Source organism: Rugosimonospora africana, from assembly GCF_016862975.1.
GTDB classification, from domain to species: Bacteria; Actinomycetota; Actinomycetes; order Mycobacteriales; family Micromonosporaceae; genus Rugosimonospora; species Rugosimonospora africana.
Window position 1 is genome coordinate 32,986 of record NZ_BONZ01000043.1, and the last position, 18,312, is coordinate 51,297.

At 72.5% G+C, this 18,312-nt stretch carries 15 protein-coding genes; 5 read left to right on the top strand and 10 right to left on the bottom strand.

Annotated features, from left to right (window positions below; genetic code table 11):
- Positions 1–29: 29 nt before the first annotated feature.
- The 7 genes from Raf01_RS22705 to Raf01_RS22735 all read right to left on the bottom strand — a co-directional run bounded on the left by Raf01_RS22705 (position 30) and on the right by Raf01_RS22735 (position 8,050).
- Entirely contained in the window at positions 30–935 is a 906-nt protein-coding gene (locus Raf01_RS22705) for an SRPBCC family protein (RefSeq protein ID WP_203919982.1), read from the bottom strand.
- A 7-nt stretch (positions 936–942) separates the two neighbouring features.
- A complete protein-coding gene (locus Raf01_RS22710) occupies positions 943–2,181 on the bottom strand; it encodes a vWA domain-containing protein (RefSeq protein WP_203919983.1) in 1,239 nt (412 codons plus the stop codon).
- Positions 2,182–2,191: 10 nt separating this feature from the next.
- A complete protein-coding gene (locus Raf01_RS22715; RefSeq protein ID WP_203919984.1) occupies positions 2,192–3,094 on the bottom strand; it encodes an AAA family ATPase in 903 nt (300 codons plus the stop codon).
- A 130-nt stretch (positions 3,095–3,224) separates the two neighbouring features.
- Positions 3,225–4,265, bottom strand: a complete 1,041-nt coding sequence (locus tag Raf01_RS22720; protein ID WP_203919985.1) for an XdhC family protein — start codon at positions 4,263–4,265, stop codon at positions 3,225–3,227.
- A 17-nt stretch (positions 4,266–4,282) separates the two neighbouring features.
- Complete coding sequence (locus tag Raf01_RS22725) at positions 4,283–6,673, bottom strand: aerobic carbon-monoxide dehydrogenase large subunit (RefSeq protein ID WP_203919986.1); 2,391 nt, start codon at positions 6,671–6,673, stop codon at positions 4,283–4,285.
- The gene (locus tag Raf01_RS22730) at positions 6,670–7,146 is read right to left on the bottom strand and encodes a (2Fe-2S)-binding protein (protein ID WP_203919987.1); all 477 of its coding nucleotides are present in this window, start codon (positions 7,144–7,146) and stop codon (positions 6,670–6,672) included. The genes Raf01_RS22725 and Raf01_RS22730 overlap by 4 nt, the downstream gene beginning before the upstream one ends.
- 1 nt (position 7,147) lies before the next feature.
- Positions 7,148–8,050, bottom strand: coding sequence for an FAD binding domain-containing protein (locus tag Raf01_RS22735; RefSeq protein WP_203919988.1), 903 nt, complete (start codon positions 8,048–8,050; stop codon positions 7,148–7,150).
- A gap of 162 nt (positions 8,051–8,212) precedes the next feature.
- Between Raf01_RS22735 and Raf01_RS22740 the strand changes: the two genes are divergently transcribed.
- The 4 genes from Raf01_RS22740 to Raf01_RS22755 all read left to right on the top strand — a co-directional run bounded on the left by Raf01_RS22740 (position 8,213) and on the right by Raf01_RS22755 (position 12,159).
- Positions 8,213–9,160, top strand: a complete 948-nt coding sequence (locus tag Raf01_RS22740) for a LysR family transcriptional regulator (protein ID WP_203919989.1) — start codon at positions 8,213–8,215, stop codon at positions 9,158–9,160.
- A 44-nt stretch (positions 9,161–9,204) separates the two neighbouring features.
- On the top strand, positions 9,205–10,371 hold the full coding sequence (locus Raf01_RS22745; RefSeq protein ID WP_203919990.1) for an XdhC family protein: 1,167 nt from the start codon (positions 9,205–9,207) through the stop codon (positions 10,369–10,371).
- Between the two features lie 43 nt (positions 10,372–10,414).
- Positions 10,415–10,981, top strand: coding sequence for a nucleotidyltransferase family protein (locus Raf01_RS22750; RefSeq protein ID WP_203919991.1), 567 nt, complete (start codon positions 10,415–10,417; stop codon positions 10,979–10,981).
- Between the two features lie 119 nt (positions 10,982–11,100).
- On the top strand, positions 11,101–12,159 hold the full coding sequence (locus tag Raf01_RS22755; RefSeq protein ID WP_203919992.1) for an alpha/beta hydrolase: 1,059 nt from the start codon (positions 11,101–11,103) through the stop codon (positions 12,157–12,159).
- On the opposite strand, the gene Raf01_RS22760 is transcribed toward Raf01_RS22755, so the two are convergent.
- On the bottom strand, positions 12,156–12,722 hold the full coding sequence (locus Raf01_RS22760) for a TetR/AcrR family transcriptional regulator (RefSeq protein WP_239133823.1): 567 nt from the start codon (positions 12,720–12,722) through the stop codon (positions 12,156–12,158). The two genes, Raf01_RS22755 and Raf01_RS22760, sit on opposite strands and share 4 nt — an antisense overlap.
- 55 nt (positions 12,723–12,777) lie before the next feature.
- A complete protein-coding gene (locus Raf01_RS22765; RefSeq protein WP_203919994.1) occupies positions 12,778–13,503 on the bottom strand; it encodes a hypothetical protein in 726 nt (241 codons plus the stop codon).
- A 98-nt stretch (positions 13,504–13,601) separates the two neighbouring features.
- On the opposite strand from Raf01_RS22765, the gene Raf01_RS22770 reads away from it, so the two are divergent.
- Positions 13,602–15,701, top strand: a complete 2,100-nt coding sequence (locus tag Raf01_RS22770; protein WP_275413024.1) for a catalase — start codon at positions 13,602–13,604, stop codon at positions 15,699–15,701.
- Positions 15,702–15,786: 85 nt separating this feature from the next.
- Here Raf01_RS22770 and Raf01_RS22775 read toward each other — a convergent pair whose 3' ends face one another.
- Entirely contained in the window at positions 15,787–18,282 is a 2,496-nt protein-coding gene (locus Raf01_RS22775; protein WP_239133824.1) for a Tex family protein, read from the bottom strand.
- Between the last annotated feature and the right edge of the window lie 30 nt (positions 18,283–18,312).

Consider the following 18,312-nt stretch of genomic DNA (forward strand, 5'->3'; position numbering starts at 1 on the left):
CGGTACCAAGTCTCCGCGAGGAGCCGGGCTCAACCGAGCCAGACGATCAAGATGACGATGATCGCCACGATCAGCACCAGCGGCGGCAGCACCCGCTTGAGAATCGGTACCGCCGCGACGCGTAGCAGGTCGGCAGGCGCTGCGGCTTCGGGCTCGGCCGCCGGAGTGCGGGCACCGGCCTCGGCCGAGCCGCCCGCGGGCGTCCGTCCAGCAGCGGCGGCTTGGCCTCCCGTGCCGGCCTCGGCCGTGGTGCTCGTGGCGGCCTCGGCCGTGGTGCTACCGCCGGCGGCGCTCTCGGCCGCACCCGCTACCGGCGCGGAGTCTCCGGAAGCGCCGGCCTCGGCGGCGGCCCGGGGAGCCGGGACAGCCCCGCCGGCGGCCGTCGTGGTCCCAGTGGCTGCCGCCGCAGCCGCCGCCGAAGGGGGAGCCGACGGTGAAGACGACTCAGCCGCCGGTGTGCCGGCCGCCGGCACCGTCTCCTGAGGCGCTGTCTCCTGAAGCACCGTCTCCTTGAGCCGGTCGACGAACTGGTTCAGCAGCCTGCTGCTGACCTCCGCGATCGCGCCGCGACCGAACTGCGCCAGCGGTCCCGAGATGGTCAGGTCCGTGCTCACCGTGACCCGGGTGCTGCCGTCCTCGCCGGTCAGGTCCGCGGTGACCAGCGCCGAGGCCAGGCCGCGCCCGTTGCGCTCCTTGCCCTTGGCTTCGAGTACCACGCGGTGGCGCTCGGCATCCAACTCGGTGAAGCGGACCGCGCCGCCGTACTGGGCGACCACCGGCCCGACCTTCACCTTCACCGTTCCGTGGTAAGAGTCTCCGACCACCTCGGTCAGCTGCGCGCCCGGCATGCACGGGGCGATCCGCTCCACGTCGGTCAGCACCGTCCATGCCTCGTCGACCGGTCGCGGTACCACGAACTCGTTGTCCAGTCGCATTGGCTGCTCATCCTTCCCGGAACTGGTTGGTGCGCCGCCGCTGCGGGTCGGCCAGCGCGTCGAGGAGGTCGGTCAGCGCGGTCAACCGGTGCGCGCTGACCACGGCGTCGCAGTGTGGCCACGCCGCCGCCATCCCGCCGACCAGCGGGCGGTAGCGCGGGCTCTGGGTACGGGGGTTGACCCACACGATCCGGTACGCCAGCCGGGACAGCCGGGCCATCTCGCGCCCCAGCGGCACCGGGTCGCCGGTCTCCCAGCCGTCGGAGATGATCAGAATGACCGCGCCGCGCGCCAGTCCCCGCCGCCCGTACCGGTCGGTGAACTCGCGCAGCGCCGCACCGATCCGGGTGCCGCCCGACCAGTCCGGAGCCGCCCTGCCGGCCCGTTCCAGTGCGACCGCCGGAGCGGTCCGGGCCAGTACCGGGGTGAGTCGCGTCAACCGGGTGGCGAACGTGAACACCTCGGCCCGGGTACCGCCGGCCGCGCAGTACAGCAGCTGGAGCATGGCCCGCGCGTACGGCTCCATCGACCGGGAGATGTCGCACAGGGCGACCAGGCGCCGGGGCTTGTCCCGGGCCCGCTGCCGGATCACGCGCAGCGGATCCCCGCCGGTACGGCGGCCCAGCCGCAACGTCGCCCGCAGGTCCACCCGGTGCCCGTGCGGTACCCGCCGGGTCCGCCGGCAGCGGCGCGGCGGGGTGGCCAGCCGCAGCCGACCCATCACGTCGGCCAGCAGCGCGAGTTCCTGCGCGGTCAGCTCTGCGAAGTCGCGGCCCGCCAGGCGTTCGCCGGCACTGGCCGCAGACGGTACGTCGACCCGGACCCCGGCCCGACCACTATGGGCATCGGCCTCGGCACGCGCCGACCCGGAGTCCCGGCCGTCGAGGCCGGCACCGGACGGTGACGGCGCCTCCGGTGCGAAAGACACCGGAGGGAACGACCCGGGGGACAGCGGCGGGGCGTTCGGGTCGCCACGCGAGTCGGCCGGATCGACCAGGCCGCCGAACACCTCGTCGAAGACCCGATCCAGCAGGGCGAGCTGGGCCGGACCGGTGGCCAGCGTGGCTCTCGCGCACCAGCGCAACTGCTGGGTGGTGCGCGGGGCGGCCAGCCGGATCGCACCGGCGAACCGCTGGCACCGGTCCGGTCCGGCGGGCAGCCCGGCGCCGCGCAGCCGCTCGCCGAAGTGCGCGGCGACCTCGGCGAGGTCGACCGGCCACCCGGCCAGCCGAGCAGCCTCAGGCATCCGAACCCGCTCAGGCATCCAGACCCACCACAGTGGACAGTCCCGCACCGCGTACCGTCTCCTGGTCCTCCTGGTGCTTGACCACAGCTCCCAACGTACCCGCGGCGGCCGCCGCCGTCAGGCGCGTGACGCCGAGCGTACGCAGGGCCGACGCCCAGCTGATCGCCTCGGCCACCCCGGGCGGCTTGGTGAGATCCAGCGCCCGCAGCCTGGCGACCGACCCGGCGACCGACTCGGCCAGCGCGGCATCCGTGGCCGGCTCCCGCAGCCGGATGATGTCCGCGACCCGGTCGGGCCCGGGATAGCTGATCCAGTGGTACAGGCAACGGCGGCGCAGGGCGTCGTGCAGGTCGCGGGTGCGGTTGGAGGTGAGTACGGCGACCGGCGGCACCACCGCCCGCCGGGTGCCCAGCTCCGGAATGGTCACCGCCGACTCGGCCAGCAACTCGAAGAGGAACGCCTCGAACTCGTCGTCGGCCCGGTCGATCTCGTCGATCAGCAGCACGGCCGGCCGGGGTCCGGGGTGCTCGATCGCGGCCAGCAGCGGACGGGCCAACAGGTACTCGGGGCCGAACAGGTCGTCGTCGCGCAGGCGCTCGCCCCGCGCCTCGGCCAGCCGGATGCCCAGCAGTTGCCGGGGGTAGTTCCACTCGTACAGCGCCTCGGCCGCGGTCAGGCCCTCGTAGCACTGCAGCCGTACCAGTGCCGTGGCCAGCACCGCGGACAGTGCCTTGGCGGCCTCGGTCTTGCCGACCCCGGGCTCGCCTTCCAGGAGGATCGGCTGGCCCATGCGCACCGCGAGGAACAGCGCGGTGGACAGCGACTCGTCGGCCAGGTACCCGACCCGTTCCAGCTCCGCCGACAGCGCCGCGACATCCGGCAGCAGCTCGGGAACGGGAGGAGGCGCGCTCATGCCGGATCCTCTCCGACCAGTCTGGCTCGGCGCGTCTGACGCCGCGCAGCGACCCAGACCAGTCGCTCCGCTGCCGGTCCGGCATGAGGCACCAACGCGCTGCAACTCCAATTCACTCGCTGACGCTCGCTCATGCGGCCGTCGCGTACCGGTCGGGTGCGTCGGCGAACGCGTCGCGGCAGCCGGATCCACAGAAGTACCAGCTGTGGCCGGCGTACTCGTGACGCAGCGCGTCCGGGGTGACCGCGACCCGCATGCCGCACACCGGATCGACCGCCGCCTCGATCCGCGGCGCCGGTACCCGCCCCGCCCCGGGTACCCGCGCCGCTGCGGCCCCCCTGTCCGACCGGTCTGGCTCGGCGCGTCTGACGCCGCGCCACGACCCAGACCAGTCGCCGCGCAGCGAGATGATTTCGGCGAAGATCGACAGGGCGACCTCGGGTGCGGTACGGGCGCCGATGTCCAACCCGGCCGGGGTGTGGATCCGGGCCCGTTCGGGTTCCGTGAGGTCCAGCCCGGCCAGTACCGCGGCGCCCCGCCGCCGGCTGGCGACCAGCGCCAGGTACGGCACCCCGGCCCGGGCCGCCTCGGTCAGCACCCGCTCCTCGTCGCGGCCGTGCGACGCCACCACCACCGCGTCGGCGTCCGGCGGCACCGGCACCCCGGGGTCGGTGCCGGTCACCACGTCGTACCCGAGCGCCGCCCCCAGGTCCGCCATAGCCCGCGCGACCGGTGCCGCGCCGAACACGTGCACCAGCGGCGGCGGGATCATCGCCTCCAGGAAGATCTCCAGTGACCCGCCGGACAGGCACGGGTTCGCGACGGTGAGCAGCCCGTCGCCGTCGCGCTCGCCGTCCGGGTCCGCCACGAGGACATCGTCTTCCGGGCCGGCCGGAGACATGTCGGCCGGCCCGGCACCGGCCGGAGCAGGCGTGATCCGCAGCAGTGTGGACTCGCCGGTCTCCAGCAGCCGCAGCCCGGTCAGCCGGACGGTCGACTCGGCGCAGGTGCCGCCGACGAACCCGTCCAGCGTGCCGTCGGCCAGCACCAGCGCCCGGTCGCCCGCCTTCGCACTGGTCGGCCGCTGCGCCCGGACGACCGTGGCGAGGACGAACGGTGTGCGCTGCGCGCGCAGGTGCTCGGCGCGGGCCAGCAGTTCGCTCGTACCCACTGCCCTGCCGCCTCCCCTCAGCCGATCGCCAGATCGGTGCGCAGCGGAGCGCCCTGGATCGCGCGCCACACCGCGGCCGGGGTCAGCGGCATGTCCGCGTGCCGGACCCCGAACGGCTTCAACGCGTCCAGCACCGCGTTCACCACGGCGGCCGGCGAGCCGACCGTCGCGGACTCCCCGACCCCCTTCGCACCGATCGGGTGGTGCGGTGACGGGGTGACGGTCGCGCCCAGCTCCCAGGACGGGCACTCCATCGACGTGGGCAGCAGGTAGTCCATGAACGACGCGCCCAGGCAGTTGCCGTCCGGGTCGAACGCGATCAGCTCCATCAGCGCCATCCCGATGCCGTCGGCGAGGCCGCCGTGCACCTGGCCCTCGACGATCATCGGGTTGATCCGTACCCCGCAGTCGTCCACCGCGACGAACCGGCGCACCTTGACCCGCCCGGTACCGGGGTCCACGTCCACCACGCAGATGTACGCGCCGAACGGGAACGTGAGGTTCGGCGGGTTGTAGACCGTGGTCGCGTCCAAGTGGCCCTCGACGCCCTCGGGCAGTTCCAGGCTGGAGTGCGCGGCCAGGGCGATCTCGGTGATCGTCCGGCCCTGGTCGGGATCGCCGCGCACGAACCAGCGGCCCTTCTCCCACTCCAGGTCCTCCGGTGAGACCTCGAGCATCGCGCCGGCGACGATCCGGGCCCGTTCCCGTACCTTGCGGGCCACCACGGCGGTTGCCGCGCCGGACACCGGTGTGGAACGGGAGCCGTAGGTGCCCAGCCCGAACGGCGTCTGGTCGGTGTCGCCGTGCACCACCTCGATGTCGTCCGGCGAGATGCCCAACTCCTCCGCGACGATCTGGGCGTACGTCGTCTCGTGCCCCTGCCCCTGCGACTGCACGGAGATGCGCAGCACCGCCTTTCCGGTGGGGTGCACCCGCAACTCGGCGCCGTCGGCCATGCCGAGCCCGAGGATGTCCATGTGCTTGCGCGGGCCGGCGCCGACCGCCTCGGTGAAGAAGCTGATGCCGACACCCATCAGCGTGCCGCCGACCTCGCCCGCCGCCCACCGCTCGCGCTGCGCCGCCTGTTCCGCGCGCAGGTCGTCGTACCCGGCGATGTCCATCGCCAGCGCCAGGGCGCGCGGGTAGTCCCCGGAGTCGTACTCCCAGCCGGTCGGGCTCGGGTACGGGAACTGCTCCGGGCGCAGTAGGTTGCGCATGCGCAGCGCCGCCGGGTCGGTACCCAGCTCGTACGCGAGCACGTCGACCATGCGCTCGATCAGGTACGCGGCCTCGGTCACCCGGAACGAACAGGCGTACGCGACGCCACCCGGCGCCTTGTTGGTGTAGACCCCGGTCACCGCGCAGTGCGCGGCCTCCAGGTCGTACGAGCCGGTAAATACGTGGAAGAAGCCGGCCGGGAACTTGGTGGGCTGCGCGGTGCCGTTGAAGGCACCGTGGTCGGCGATGACGCTGACCCGTACCGCCCGGATCTTCCCGTCCCTCGTCGCCGCGATCTCGCCGCGCATGTGGTAGTCGCGGGCGAAGCTGGTGCTCATCAGGTTTTCCGACCGGTCCTCCATCCACTTCACCGGCCGGCCGGTCACGATCGAGCCGACCACCGCGCAGACGTACCCGGGGTAGATGCCGACCTTGTTGCCGAACCCGCCGCCGATGTCCGGGGAGATGATGCGGATCTTGTGCTCGGGCAGCCCGGCGACCATCGCGTAGACCGTGCGGTGGGCGTGCGGCGCCTGGGTGTTGCACCAGATGGTGAGCTTGCCGGTCACCTTGTCGAAGTCGGCGATCGCCCCGCACGTCTCCAGTGGTGCCGGGTGCACCCGCGGGTACAGAACATCCTGCGTCACGACCACCTCGGCCTCGGAAAAGACCCGGTCGGTCGCGTCCTTGTCGCCGGACGACCAGTCGAAGATGTGGTTGTCCGTCTTGCCGTCCTTGTCGTCGCGGATGACCGGCGCGTCCGGGTCCAGTGCGCGGCGCGCGTCGACGACCGCCGGCAGCGGCTCGTACTCGACGTCGATCAGCTCCAGCGCGTCCCGGGCGGCGTACCGGTCCTCGGCGACGACGAACGCCACCTCCTGACCCTGGAAACGCACCTTGTCGGTGGCCAGCACCGCCTGGGTGTCGTAGGACAGCGTGGGCATCCAGGCCAGTTTCAGCCCGTCCAGGATCGCGCCGGTGATGACCGCCCGGACCTTGGGGTGCGCCTCGGCCGCCTTGGTGTCGATGGACACGATGCGGGCGTGCGCGAACGGGCTGCGCAGCACCGCGCCGTACAGCATGCCGGGCAGGGTCACGTCGTCGACGTAGGTGCCCCGGCCGCGGATGAACCGGGCGTCTTCCTTGCGGCGCATCGAGCCGTACCCCATCGGGGTCTCCACGGTCGTCATTTCGTGGCCTCCACTGTGGAGTGTTCGGCGGCCCAGCGCACCGAGCGGACGATGTTCTCGTACCCGGTGCAGCGGCAGGACTGTCCGGAGATCGCCTCGCGGATCTGTTCCTCGGACGGGTCGGGGTTGTGGTCGAGCAACCAGCGCGCGGTGAGCATCATGCCGGGCGTGCAGAACCCGCACTGCAGCCCGTGACACTGCACGAAACCCTCCTGTACCGGGTCCAGCGTGCCGTTGCGTTCCAGCCCCTCGACGGTGCGTACCGCGTGCCCGTCCGCCATCACCGCGAGCACCGTGCAGGACTTCACCGGTACGCCGTCCAGCCACACGGTGCACACTCCGCAGTTCGACGTGTCGCAACCCCAGTGCGTACCGGTCAGCCCGAGGTGGTCACGCAGGAAGTGGACGAGCAGCAGCCGGGTGTCCACGTCCCGGGTGTACTCCTCGCCGTTGACGGTCACGGTCACCTGCATGTCATGCCTCCTGACCCCGGGCCCGGGCGGCGGCCCGGCGCAGCGCGCGGACGGTGAGTTCGCTGGCGAGATGCCGCTTGTAGTCGACCGGGCCGCGCTGGTCGGCGGCCGGTTCGCAGTGCGCGCCGGCCAGCCGTCCGGCCTCGGCGAAGTTCTCCTCGGTGGCCGGTGCGCCGCGCAGCGACGCTTCGGCCTCGGCGGCATGGAAGTGCGACGCTCCGACCGCGGTCAACCCGATGCCGACGTCCCGCACGATGCCGGGCTGGCCGGCTCCGCCAGCGCTCTCGCCGTCCAGCCAGATCGCCGCGCCGGCAGCGGCCACCGCCCAGTCGCCGACCCGCCGCTCGACCTTCTCGTAGGCCGATCCGCCGCCCGGCCGGATCGGCACTCGGATCTCGGTGAGCAGCTCGTCGGGGCCAACCACGGTCTCGTACGGGCCGGTGTGGAACTCGCGCACCGGCACGGTACGCGCGCCGGACGGGCCGCGGATCACGGCGACCGCGTCGATCGCGGCGAACGCGGCCGACAGGTCCTCGGACGGGTCGGCCTGGCACAGCGAGCCGCCGATCGTCCCGCGGTTGCGCACGATCGGGTCGGCGATCACTCGTTCGGCGTCATGCAGGATCGGGTAGTGCTCACCGACCAGCGGTGAGGCCAGCAGGTCCGCGTGCCGGGTCATCGCGCCGAGGAGCAACTCGTCGCCGGCCAGCCGGAGGTAGGACAGCTCGGTCAGGTCGTTGATGTCGATCAGGGCTTCGGGCCGGGCCAGGCGCAACTTCATCATCGGGATCAGGCTGTGCCCACCCGCCACCACCCGCGCCTCGCCGCCCCAGCGGGCAAGCAGGGCGAGTGCGTGATCGACGCTCGTGGCCCGCTCGTACTCGAAGTGCGCAGGTACCTGCATCCACGCCCCCACTCCTTGGAGGCGCTCCCGCCATCGCCAGGGGCGCCAGTTCAGGCCCATCCTGGGCAGCGGCTGGCCGGCCGGCAATGGGCCGATAACCGAATGGTTAGCACCCTGAGGCGGGGGCTGTTGCGAATCGTTTCCGGCTGCGAAGGTATGACCATGACGCTCACCCAGCTCGGGGCGTTTGTCCTCGTCGCGAGGCTCGGATCGGTCCGGGCCGCCGCCGACGTGCTGGGAGTGAGCGAGCCGGCGGTGTCCCGGGCGCTCGCCGCGTTGCGCCAGCATCTGGGCGACCAGTTGCTGGTCCGGGACGGCAACGGGATGGCGCTGACCGAAGGCGGAAACCGGCTGTTCGGCATCGCTTCGCAGATGGTCGCCCTGGGGTCCGACGCGGAGGCCGCGGTGCGCGCGGCCAAGGGCGCCCCGGCCCGGCTGCGGCTGCTGGTGTCCAGCACCATCGCCGAATTCATCGCCACTCCGCTGCTGGAGGGGTTCGGCCGGCGGTCGGGCGGCGCCTTCGACGCGTCGTCCGGGGTGGCCAGCGTGGGGGAGATGCGAGTGTTGCTGCCCAACCGGCTGGCCGATGTGGCGCTCGGACCGGACCTGCGCGGCGATGCCGACTCCGGACTGATCAGCGAGCCGGTGCTGAAGTACCGGATCATCCTGGTCGCGGGGCAGAACTTCCGGGCGGCCGGGAGCCCGGGCCGCTGGCCGTGGCTGGTGGACTCCTCCGGTACCGACCCGGACAGCGACACCGGGCGGCTGCTGCGCGGGTTCCGGGTCCCGGAGTCGTCGATCCGGGTGTTCCCCAACCAGACTGCCGCGTGGGCCGCCGCGGCCGACGGTCTCGGCGTCGCCCCGGCGGTGGCCACCCTGGTCAGCCGGCAGGTGCGCCGGGGCGAGCTGAAAGTGGTCGACACCGAGCTGACGCCGGCCGTGGCCTGCTGGTATGTGACGACGTTGCGCCCGGAGCGGCGCACGGCGGCGGCCCGGTACCTGCGCAACTTCCTGTCCACGCCGGACGCCATGCAACTGATGTGCTCGCCGGGCACCGGGGTGTCGCCGTCCCGGTTCCGGCCCCCGGTCTACGTGACGATCTGGAGCTGAGTGGAGCACAGTGAGAGGAACAGGGACACGATCGGTGGGCGGTCATGCGCGACGTACTGGATGAGTTGGACCGTTGGTGGAAGGCCGGCGAACCGGTCGGCATGGCCACGGTTGTGGCCACCTGGCGTTCCTCGCCCCGTCCGGCCGGCGCGACGATGCTGGTCGGACCGGACGGTACGGCCGTGGGCAGCGTCTCGGGCGGTTGCGTCGAGGGCGCCGTCTACGAGCTGGCGCAGGAGGTGGTCGCCACCGGCGCGCCGATTCTCCAGCGGTACGGCGTGAGCGACGACGACGCGTTCGCCATCGGCCTGACCTGCGGCGGCATCATCGACGTTTTCGTCGAACGGATCGACGGCCCGGCGTTCCCGGAGTTCGGTGAGGTGGCCGCGTCGATCCGGGCGGAGATTCCGGTGGCCGTGGTCACCTGCGTAGCGGTCGGCGGAGCGCCCGGCGTGTCCGGCCCGCCGGGCGGTGGCCCCGATCCGGAGGCGCGCCTCGGCCGGCGGCTGGTGGTCTGGCAGGACCGCACCGCGGGCTCGCTGGGCACGGATCGGCTGGACGCCGCGGCGGCCGACGACGTGCGCGGCATGCTGGCCAGCGGGCGCAGCGGCACCCTGCGGTACGGGTATCAGGGTGAGCGGCGCGGGGACGACCTGGCGCTGTTCGTCGCGGCGTACGCGTCGCCGCCCCGGATGGTCGTGTTCGGCGCCATCGACTTCGCGGCCGCGGTCGCCAAGGTCGGGGCGTTCCTCGGGTACCGGGTCACGGTCTGCGACGCCCGACCGGTGTTCGCCACCAAGCGACGGTTCCCGGACGCGCACGAGGTTGTCGTCGGCTGGCCGCACCGGTACCTGGCCAGCGAGGCGGAGGCGGGCCGGATCGACGAACGCACGGTCGTGTGCGTGCTCACGCACGATCCGAAGTTCGACGTACCGGTGCTGGAGGTCGCGCTCCGGATGCCGCTGGCGTACGTGGGCGCGATGGGCTCCCGCCGCACCCACGACGACCGGCTGGAACGGCTGCGCGCGGCGGGGCTGAACGACACGGAGCTGGAACGGCTGGCCTCACCGGTGGGTCTCGACCTGGGGGCCCGCACCCCGGAGGAGACCGCGGTGAGCATCGCCGCCGAGATCATCGCGGGCCGGTGGGGCGGCAGCGGCCAGCGGCTCACCTCGCGGATCGGCCGCATCCACCACGAGACGCTGGCATGAGCGCGTCCGGTGGCTCGCGCGAGCCGCGCCCCGGGCCGGCCAGGTGACGGTCGCGGGACTGCTGCTCGCGGCCGGGGCCGGGCGGCGGTACGGGATGCCCAAGGCACTGGTCACCGACGCCGGCCGGCTACTGGTGGAGCGGGCCCTGGCCACGTTGGTCGAGGGCGGGTGCGACCCGGTGATCGTGGTGCTCGGCGCCGCCGCCGACGAGGTGCTGACACGGGCGGACCTGAGCGGGGCGACCGTGGTGGTCAACCCGGACTGGGACAGCGGCATGGGCTCCTCGCTGCGCACCGGCCTGGCCACGCTGGACCCGCGGGTCGACGCGGCCTGCGTTCTTCTCGTGGACACGCCGGGAATCACCGCCGGCGCGGTACGGCGGGTCGCCGGCCTGGCCGCGCCCGCCGCACTCACGGTGGCGACGTACCACGGCGAACCCGGCCACCCGGTGCTGCTCGGCCGCGACCACTGGAGCGCGGTCGCCGAGCTGGCGATCGGTGACGTGGGTGCCCGCCGGTACCTGGCCCGGCATCCGGAGCTGGTGACGGGCGTGCCGTGCGAGGACATCGCCGTCGGCGATGATCTGGACGTCCCGCGGCCTTCACCGTGACGCCGCCTCTACCGTGACGCCGCCGCTACCGTGACGCCGCCTCCACCCTGAGGCGGGCCACCGGATATGTGGGCCGGCACCATTGCCGGCTCGCTCGCTGTGGTGGCAGCATCCGCCGGATGAGTGTGGAGCAGGTCCAGATCGCCACCGGTGCGATCACCCAGAATGTCCTCGTTCGCGGGCCCGAAGACGGCACACCGGTGCTCCTCGTGCACGGCAACTGCTCCAGCGCCGGGTTCTGGCTGCCGCTGCTGCGCCACCTTCCGGACTCGTTGCGCGTCGTCGCCCCCGACCTGCGCGGGTACGGGTTGACCGACGTCGCGGCCGTGGACGCCACCCGGGGGCTGCGGGACTTCGCCGACGACGTGGCCGCCCTGCTGGACGCGCCCGAGCTGTGGCCGGCCGGCGTTCGTCCGGTGGTGGTCGGGCACTCGATCGGCGGCGGCGTGGCGATGCGGCTGGCGATCGACCACCCGGACCGGGTCGCCGCACTGGTACTGGAGGCGCCGGTGTCGCCGTACGGGTACGGCGGAACCCGGGACGTCGACGGCAACCCGACCACGCCGGACTTCGCGGGTACCGGTGGCGGGTCGGTCAACCCGGAGTTCGTCCGGAGACTCGCCTCCGGCGACCGCGGTGAGGACGACCAGACCAGCCCGCGCAACGTCCTGCGCGCCACCTACGTCGCCGACCCGGCGAGCCTCGGCGCCGACGAGGAGGCGCTGCTCGACACGATGCTGTCGACCGCGGTCGGCACCGGCAACTACCCGGGCGACGGGAGCCAGAGCCCGAACTGGCCGGGCTCGGGACCAGGCACCCGGGGAGTTCTCAACGCCATCTCGCCCCGGTGGTTCCGGGTGGCCGAAGACCTGGTCGCGATCGACGGGAAGCCGCCGGTCCTCTGGGTACACGGCGACGCCGACGTGATCGTCTCCGACACGTCCCTGTTCGACCTGGCTTACCTCGGCAAGCTCGGCGCCGTACCGGGCTGGCCGGGAGACGACGAGTGCCCGCCGCAGCCGATGGTCGCCCAGACCAGGGCGGTCCTCGACCGGTACGCGGCGGCGGGCGGCTCGTACACCGAGGTGGTGTACGACGGCTGCGGGCACTCGCCGCACATCGAGCGGCCGGCGGAGTTCGCGGCCGCGCTGCTCAAGCTGATCGCCGCGGCCTTCTAGGGGGTACCGGTCAGGTACCGCTGGAGGGTCGGCGCCAACCAGGCCACCACCTCGTCGCGGGTCAGCCGCGAGATCGGCGGGATCCGCAGCACGTAGCGCACCAGCGCCAGCCCGAGCACCTGGGCGCCGACCAGCCCGGCGCGTACCGGTATCTGCGCCGGATCCGGGCACAGCGGGGCGAAGGCCGGCCCGACCTGAGTCACGAAGATGTCCCGCATCCGGTCGGCGGCGGCCGCGTTCGTCGCCCCGGCCCGCAGCAGCGCGGTCAACGTCTCGTCCGACTCCCAGCGCTCGACGAAGTGCCTGGCGAGCACCTCGCCCACGGTCTCCGGCCGCACCGACGTGAGGTCCGGCAGCCGCAGGTCGAACTCGGCGGCGGCGGCGAACAGCCGCTCTTTGCTGCCGTAGTAGCGCATCACCATGGCCGGGTCGATGTTGGCGTCCGCCGCGATCGCCCGGATGGTGGCCCGCTCGTACCCGTCGGCCGCGAACCGCTCGCGAGCGGCGGACAGGATCGCCGCCCGGGTGGCGTCGGATCGGCGGGGCTTCTCGGTGTCGGTCACGCCAACGAATGTAGGCCAACGATCGTTGACGCGGAAGTGGACGCGTCGGACCGGTTCAGCGGCGCGTACCGGCCGGAGCCGGGCGCCCGTCGCGCAGTTCGCCGGCGATCCGATCCCGGGTACGCAGCGCCGCCCGCCAGCCGACCACATCGGTCCGGTACCGCTCGCCGGTCCGGTCGCACCGGGCCTCGACGGTCCACGGGCGGCGCAGCAGGACGCGGGCCGGGATCGCGACCGCGAGCAGGCAGGCCACCACGACCGCGTCCAGTACGACCAGCAGAAGCGGCAGCAGCACCCACCAGAACACGCCGGCGAAGAGAACGAGGCCGACGATCACCACGATCCCGACGAGGATGTCGTCGCCGAGGTTGTCGAACCAGCCGCCGCCGCCCCCGCCGCCGCCGCCGAGGTGGAAGCCGCCACCGGATCCGCCGCCGTGCCCACCTCCAGCGCCGCCGCCCGATCCGCCGCCGTGCCCGCCGCCCGATCCCCCGCCGGTTCCGCCGCCCGATCCGTCGCCCGATCCACCGCTGTGCCCGCCTCCGGTTCCGCCGCCGCCGTGCCCGGCACCCGGGCCCGCGCCGCCACCGGCATGGTGGCCTCCGCTACCGCCATCGTCGAGGTTGCCGAGTTCGTCGAGGTCGCCCGGGTCGAACCGGTCCCGGCGTCGCTTGCGCCGCCAGCCGCCGAACCGGCGCGCCAGGGGCCGCCACCGGGGCTGCCAGGCGACGCGGACTCGCCAGACCGTCGCATCGGGGGTGGAGACGGTGACCGTACGCACGGCGGCAGTGTAGCGACGCCGCGCACTCTCCCCCTGTCCTGTTTGCCGGGTCTGTACCAAGGGTAAAGGCGCACGACAGCCGACCTCAGGAGGCCCCGGTGACCGAAGCCCGGCCCGTCGACAAAGACCAACAACTCGCCGCCGCGCGAGTCGACCACACGGGAACTCGGCTCACCACGGACCAGGGCATCCCGGTCGACAACACCGACAACTCGCTGCACGCCGGCGCCCGGGGCCCGAGCCTGCTGGAGGACTTCCACCTGCGCGAGAAGGTGATGCGCTTCGACCACGAACGCATCCCCGAAAGAGTCGTGCACGCCCGCGGCTCCGGCGCGCACGGCCACTTCCAGGTGTACGAGTCGCTCGCCCGGTACACCACCGCCGAGTTCCTGTGCGATCCGGAGCTGCGTACTCCGGTATTCGTCCGGTTCTCCACGGTCCAGGGCTCGCGCGGCTCCGCCGACACGGTGCGCGACGTCCGCGGCTTCGCCACGAAGTTCTACACCCGCCAGGGCAACTTCGACCTCGTCGGCAACAACATGCCGGTGTTCTTCATCCAGGACGGGATCAAGTTCCCGGACGTCATCCACGCGGTCAAACCCGAGCCGCACAACGAGATCCCGCAGGGGGCCTCGGCACACGACAGCTTCTGGGACTTCGTGTCGCTGCAGCCGGAGACCCTGCACCACGTCATGTGGCTGATGTCCGACCGGGCCATCCCGCGCAGCTTCCGTACCATGCAGGGCTTCGGGGTGCACACGTTCCGGCTGGTGAACGCCCAGGGCGCCAACACCTTCGTCAAGTTCCACTGGACCCCGGTGCTCGGTACGCACTCCCTGGTCTGGGACGAGGCGCAGAAGATCGCGGGTACCGATCCGGACTTCAACCGGCGCGACCTGTGGGAGGCGATCGAGGCCGGCGCGTTCCCCGAGTACGAGCTGGGCCTGCAACTGATCCCGGAGGATCAGGAGTTCGAGTACGACTTCGACCTGCTGGACCCGACGAAGATCGTGCCCGAGGAACTGGTACCGGTCACTCCGGTCGGCAAGCTGGTGCTGGACCGCAACCCGAACAACTTCTTCGCGGAGACCGAGCAGGTGGCGTTCTGTGTCGGCAACGTGGTGCCCGGCATCGACTTCACCGACGATCCGCTGTTGCAGGCGAGGCTGTTCTCCTATCTGGACACCCAGCTGACCCGCCTGGGTGGTCCGAACTTCGCGCAACTGCCGGTGAACCGGCCGCTGGCCGCGGTGCACAACCACCAGCAGGACGGGTTCGCTCAGCACCAGATACCGGTGGGCGAGGGCAACTACCACCCCAACACCCTGGGCGGTGGGTGCCCGGCGGTGCCCGGTACCGGATTCACACACTTTCCCGAGCGCGTCGACGGCCACAAGGTACGGCGGCGCAGCGAGACCTTCGCCGACCACTACAGCCAGAGCACCCTGTTCTGGAACAGCATGTCCGGTTGGGAGCGCGAGCACATCATCGAGGCATTCCGGTTCGAGCTGGGCAAGTGCAACCGGATGGCGGTCCGGGAACGGGTGGTCGGGCACCTCGAACAGGTCGACCACCAGTTGGCGGTCGCGGTCGCCGCGGGAATCGGGGTGGACGAACCGGCGCCGGTCGGCGAGAACCACGGCCGCCGCTCCCGGGCGCTGAGCCTGACAGCTCGGACCGGCAACGGGGTCCTCGGCCGGAAAGTGGCGGTACTCGCCGCTCCCGGCGTGGAGGAGGTCGGCCTGGCCCGGCTGTGCCAGGCGTTGCACGAGCGCGGCGCGAAGGCTGACGTACTCGCTCCGATGGCCGGCCAGCTGCGCACGTCCAACCGGGACACGCTGGAACTGCCGGAGGCCAAGGGGCTCTACACGATGGCCTCGGTGCTCTACGACGCGGTGGTGGTGGCCGGCGGCGAGGACAGCGCGGCCATGCTGGTCGAGGACGGGTACGCGGTGCACTTCGTGGCCGAGGCGTACAAGCACGCCAAGCCGATCGGCGCGGTGGCCGAGGGGGTCGGGCTGCTCCGCCGGGCCGGACTGCCGGGCGCCGACGGGGCTCCCGCGCCGGACGGTGCCGGGGCCGGGGTGGTGATCCAGTCCGAGGCGGGTCCGGCCGGCGCGGACTTCCTGGAGGAGTTCATCGCGGCACTGACCGGCCAGCGGTACTTCCAGCGGCCGCGCAAGGGCGTCGTCGCTTAGGTCCCGAGCCGGCCCTGTCCTGCCGGCCCTGTCCCGAGCCGGCCCTCCGGCGTCCCGCGGGAAAGGGGACGCCGGAGGGCCGGACTCAGCGCTTGTCGGTCCCCTTGTCGAGGCCGGCGCGGCGCAACGCGTCGGCCATCGCGGTGTTGAACGCGCGCGAACCGCCGCCCGAGCCACCGGACCCGCCGGAGCCGCCCGACGAGCCGCCGGAGCGGCCGGGAGCGCCCTGGTTGCCGGGCGCCGGCCCGCCGGCACCGCCGCCCCGGCCCACCCGCCGGGGCCGGCCGGGTCGGCCGGTCCCCCCGGAACCGGCGCCGGAACCCCCGCCGGGGTTGCCGCTCGGGCCGCCCGGACCGCTCGGGCCGGTCCCACCGCCACCACTGGTACCGCCTGTCCCGCCGGCCCCAGCCATCGGCTCATCGTCCAGCCGCAGGGTCAGCGAGATGCGCTTGCGCGGGATGTCTACGTCGAGCACCTTCACCCGTACGATGTTGCCCGGCTTCACGACGTCGCGTGGATCCTTGACGAAAGTCTTCGACATCGCCGACACGTGGACCAGGCCGTCCTGGTGCACTCCGATGTCCACGAACGCGCCGAACGCGGCCACGTTGGTGACCACGCCCTCCAGCACCATGCCGGCGGTGAGGTCGGCGAGCGTCTCCACTCCGTCGGCGAACACGGCGGTCTTGAAGGCCGGACGGGGGTCCCGGCCCGGCTTGTCCAGCTCGCCGAGGATGTCGGTGACCGTGGGCAGGCCGAACGTGTCGTCCACGAAGTCGGTCGGCTTGAGCTTGCGCAGCAGCGTGCTGTTGCCGATCAGCGAGCCGATGTCCGAGGTGGTGGCGTTGAGGATCCGGCGGACCACCGGGTACGCCTCCGGGTGCACGCTGGACGCGTCGAGCGGGTCGTCGCCGCCCCGGATGCGCAGGAATCCGGCGCACTGCTCGAACGCCTTGGGGCCCAGCCGCGGTACCTGTAGCAGCGCCTTCCGGGACCGGAACGGTCCGTTGGCGTCCCGGTGCGCCACGATGCTGCCGGCCAGGCCGGAGCCGACGCCGGAGACCCGGGTCAGCAGCGGCGCCGAGGCGGTGTTCACGTCCACGCCGACGGCGTTCACGCAGTCCTCGACGACGGCGTCCAGGGACCGGGCCAGCTTGGTCTCCGCGAGGTCGTGCTGGTACTGGCCGACCCCGATCGACTTGGGATCGATCTTCACCAGTTCGGCCAGCGGATCCTGGAGCCGGCGGGCGATGGACACCGCGCCGCGCAGCGAGACGTCCATGCCGGGCAGTTCCTGCGAGGCGTACGCGGAGGCCGAGTACACCGACGCGCCGGCCTCGGAGACCATGACCTTGGTGAGCTTGAGGTCGGAGTGCGCCGCGATCAGGTCGGTGGCCAGCTTGTCGGTCTCCCGGGAGGCCGTCCCGTTGCCGATCGCGATCAGTTCCACCCCGTGCACGCTGGCGAGCTTCGCCAGCGTCGCGATGGACTCGTCCCAGCGCCGCTGCGGTACGTGCGGGTAGATCGTGTCGGTGGCCACCACCTTGCCGGTCGTGTCGACGACCGCCACCTTGACGCCGGTACGGAAGCCGGGGTCCAGACCCATGGTCGGGCGGGCTCCGGCCGGCGCGGCGAGCAGCAGGTCGCGCAGGTTGGCGGCGAACACCCGGACGGCCTCGTCCTCGGCCGCCTGGCGCAGCCGCATCCGCAGGTCGATGGACAGGTGGCCGAGGACGCGGGTACGCCAGGCCCAGCGCACGGTCTCCATCAGCCAGCGGTCGGCCGGGCGGCCCTTGTCCGCGATCTCAAACTGGCTGGCGATGCCGCGCTCGTAGCTGGTCGGCCCGTCCGCCGGCTCCTCCGGCTCCATGACCAGGTCGAGCATCTCCTCCTTCTCGCCCCGGAACAGGGCGAGGATCCGGTGGGAGGGCAGCGTGGTCAGCGGCTCGGAGAAGTCGAAGTAGTCGGCGAACTTCGCGCCGGCGTCCTCCTTGCCCTCCCGTACCGTCGAGATCAGCCGGCCGCGCGACCACATCTGCTCGCGCAGCGTGCCGATCAGGTCGGCGTCCTCGGCGAACCGTTCGGTCAGGATCGCCCGGGCGCCGTCCAGCGCGGCGGCCGGGTCGGCCACCCCCTTCTCGGCGTCGACGTATCCGGCGGCGGTGGCCTGCGGATCGAGGCCGGGGTCGGCGAGCAGCGCGTCGGCCAGCGGCTCCAGGCCGGCCTCCCGGGCGATCTGAGCCTTGGTCCGGCGCTTCGGCTTGTACGGCAGGTAGATGTCTTCGAGGCGGGCCTTCGAGTCGGCCGCCATGATCTGCGCCAGCAGGGCGTCGTCCAGCTTGCCCTGGCCGCGGATCGACTCGACGATCGCGGCGCGCCGCTCCTCCAACTCCCGCAGGTAACCCAGCCGCTCCTCAAGGGTGCGCAGCTGAGCGTCGTCCAGGGCGCCGGTGACTTCCTTGCGGTACCGGGCGACGAACGGCACGGTGGCGCCGCCGTCGAGCAGGTCTACGGCCGCCCGTACCTGCCCCTCCCGTACGCCCAGCTCGGTGGCGATCTGTTGATGAATGGAGGTGGTCACGGTGGGCCATCCTACGGGGGCTTCGCACGT

Excerpts from the sequence above, each read along its gene's own strand:
- Raf01_RS22705 (WP_203919982.1), bottom strand. The coding sequence starts at position 935 with ATGCGACTGGACAACGAGTTCGTGGTACCGCGACCGGTCGACGAGGCA.
- Raf01_RS22710 (WP_203919983.1), bottom strand. The coding sequence starts at position 2,181 with ATGCCTGAGGCTGCTCGGCTGGCCGGGTGGCCGGTCGACCTCGCCGAG.
- Raf01_RS22715 (WP_203919984.1), bottom strand. The coding sequence starts at position 3,094 with ATGAGCGCGCCTCCTCCCGTTCCCGAGCTGCTGCCGGATGTCGCGGCG.
- Raf01_RS22725 (WP_203919986.1), bottom strand. The coding sequence starts at position 6,673 with ATGACGACCGTGGAGACCCCGATGGGGTACGGCTCGATGCGCCGCAAG.
- Raf01_RS22730 (WP_203919987.1), bottom strand. The coding sequence starts at position 7,146 with ATGCAGGTGACCGTGACCGTCAACGGCGAGGAGTACACCCGGGACGTG.
- Raf01_RS22735 (WP_203919988.1), bottom strand. The coding sequence starts at position 8,050 with ATGCAGGTACCTGCGCACTTCGAGTACGAGCGGGCCACGAGCGTCGAT.
- Raf01_RS22740 (WP_203919989.1), top strand. The coding sequence starts at position 8,213 with ATGACGCTCACCCAGCTCGGGGCGTTTGTCCTCGTCGCGAGGCTCGGA.
- Raf01_RS22745 (WP_203919990.1), top strand. The coding sequence starts at position 9,205 with ATGCGCGACGTACTGGATGAGTTGGACCGTTGGTGGAAGGCCGGCGAA.
- Raf01_RS22755 (WP_203919992.1), top strand. The coding sequence starts at position 11,101 with ATGAGTGTGGAGCAGGTCCAGATCGCCACCGGTGCGATCACCCAGAAT.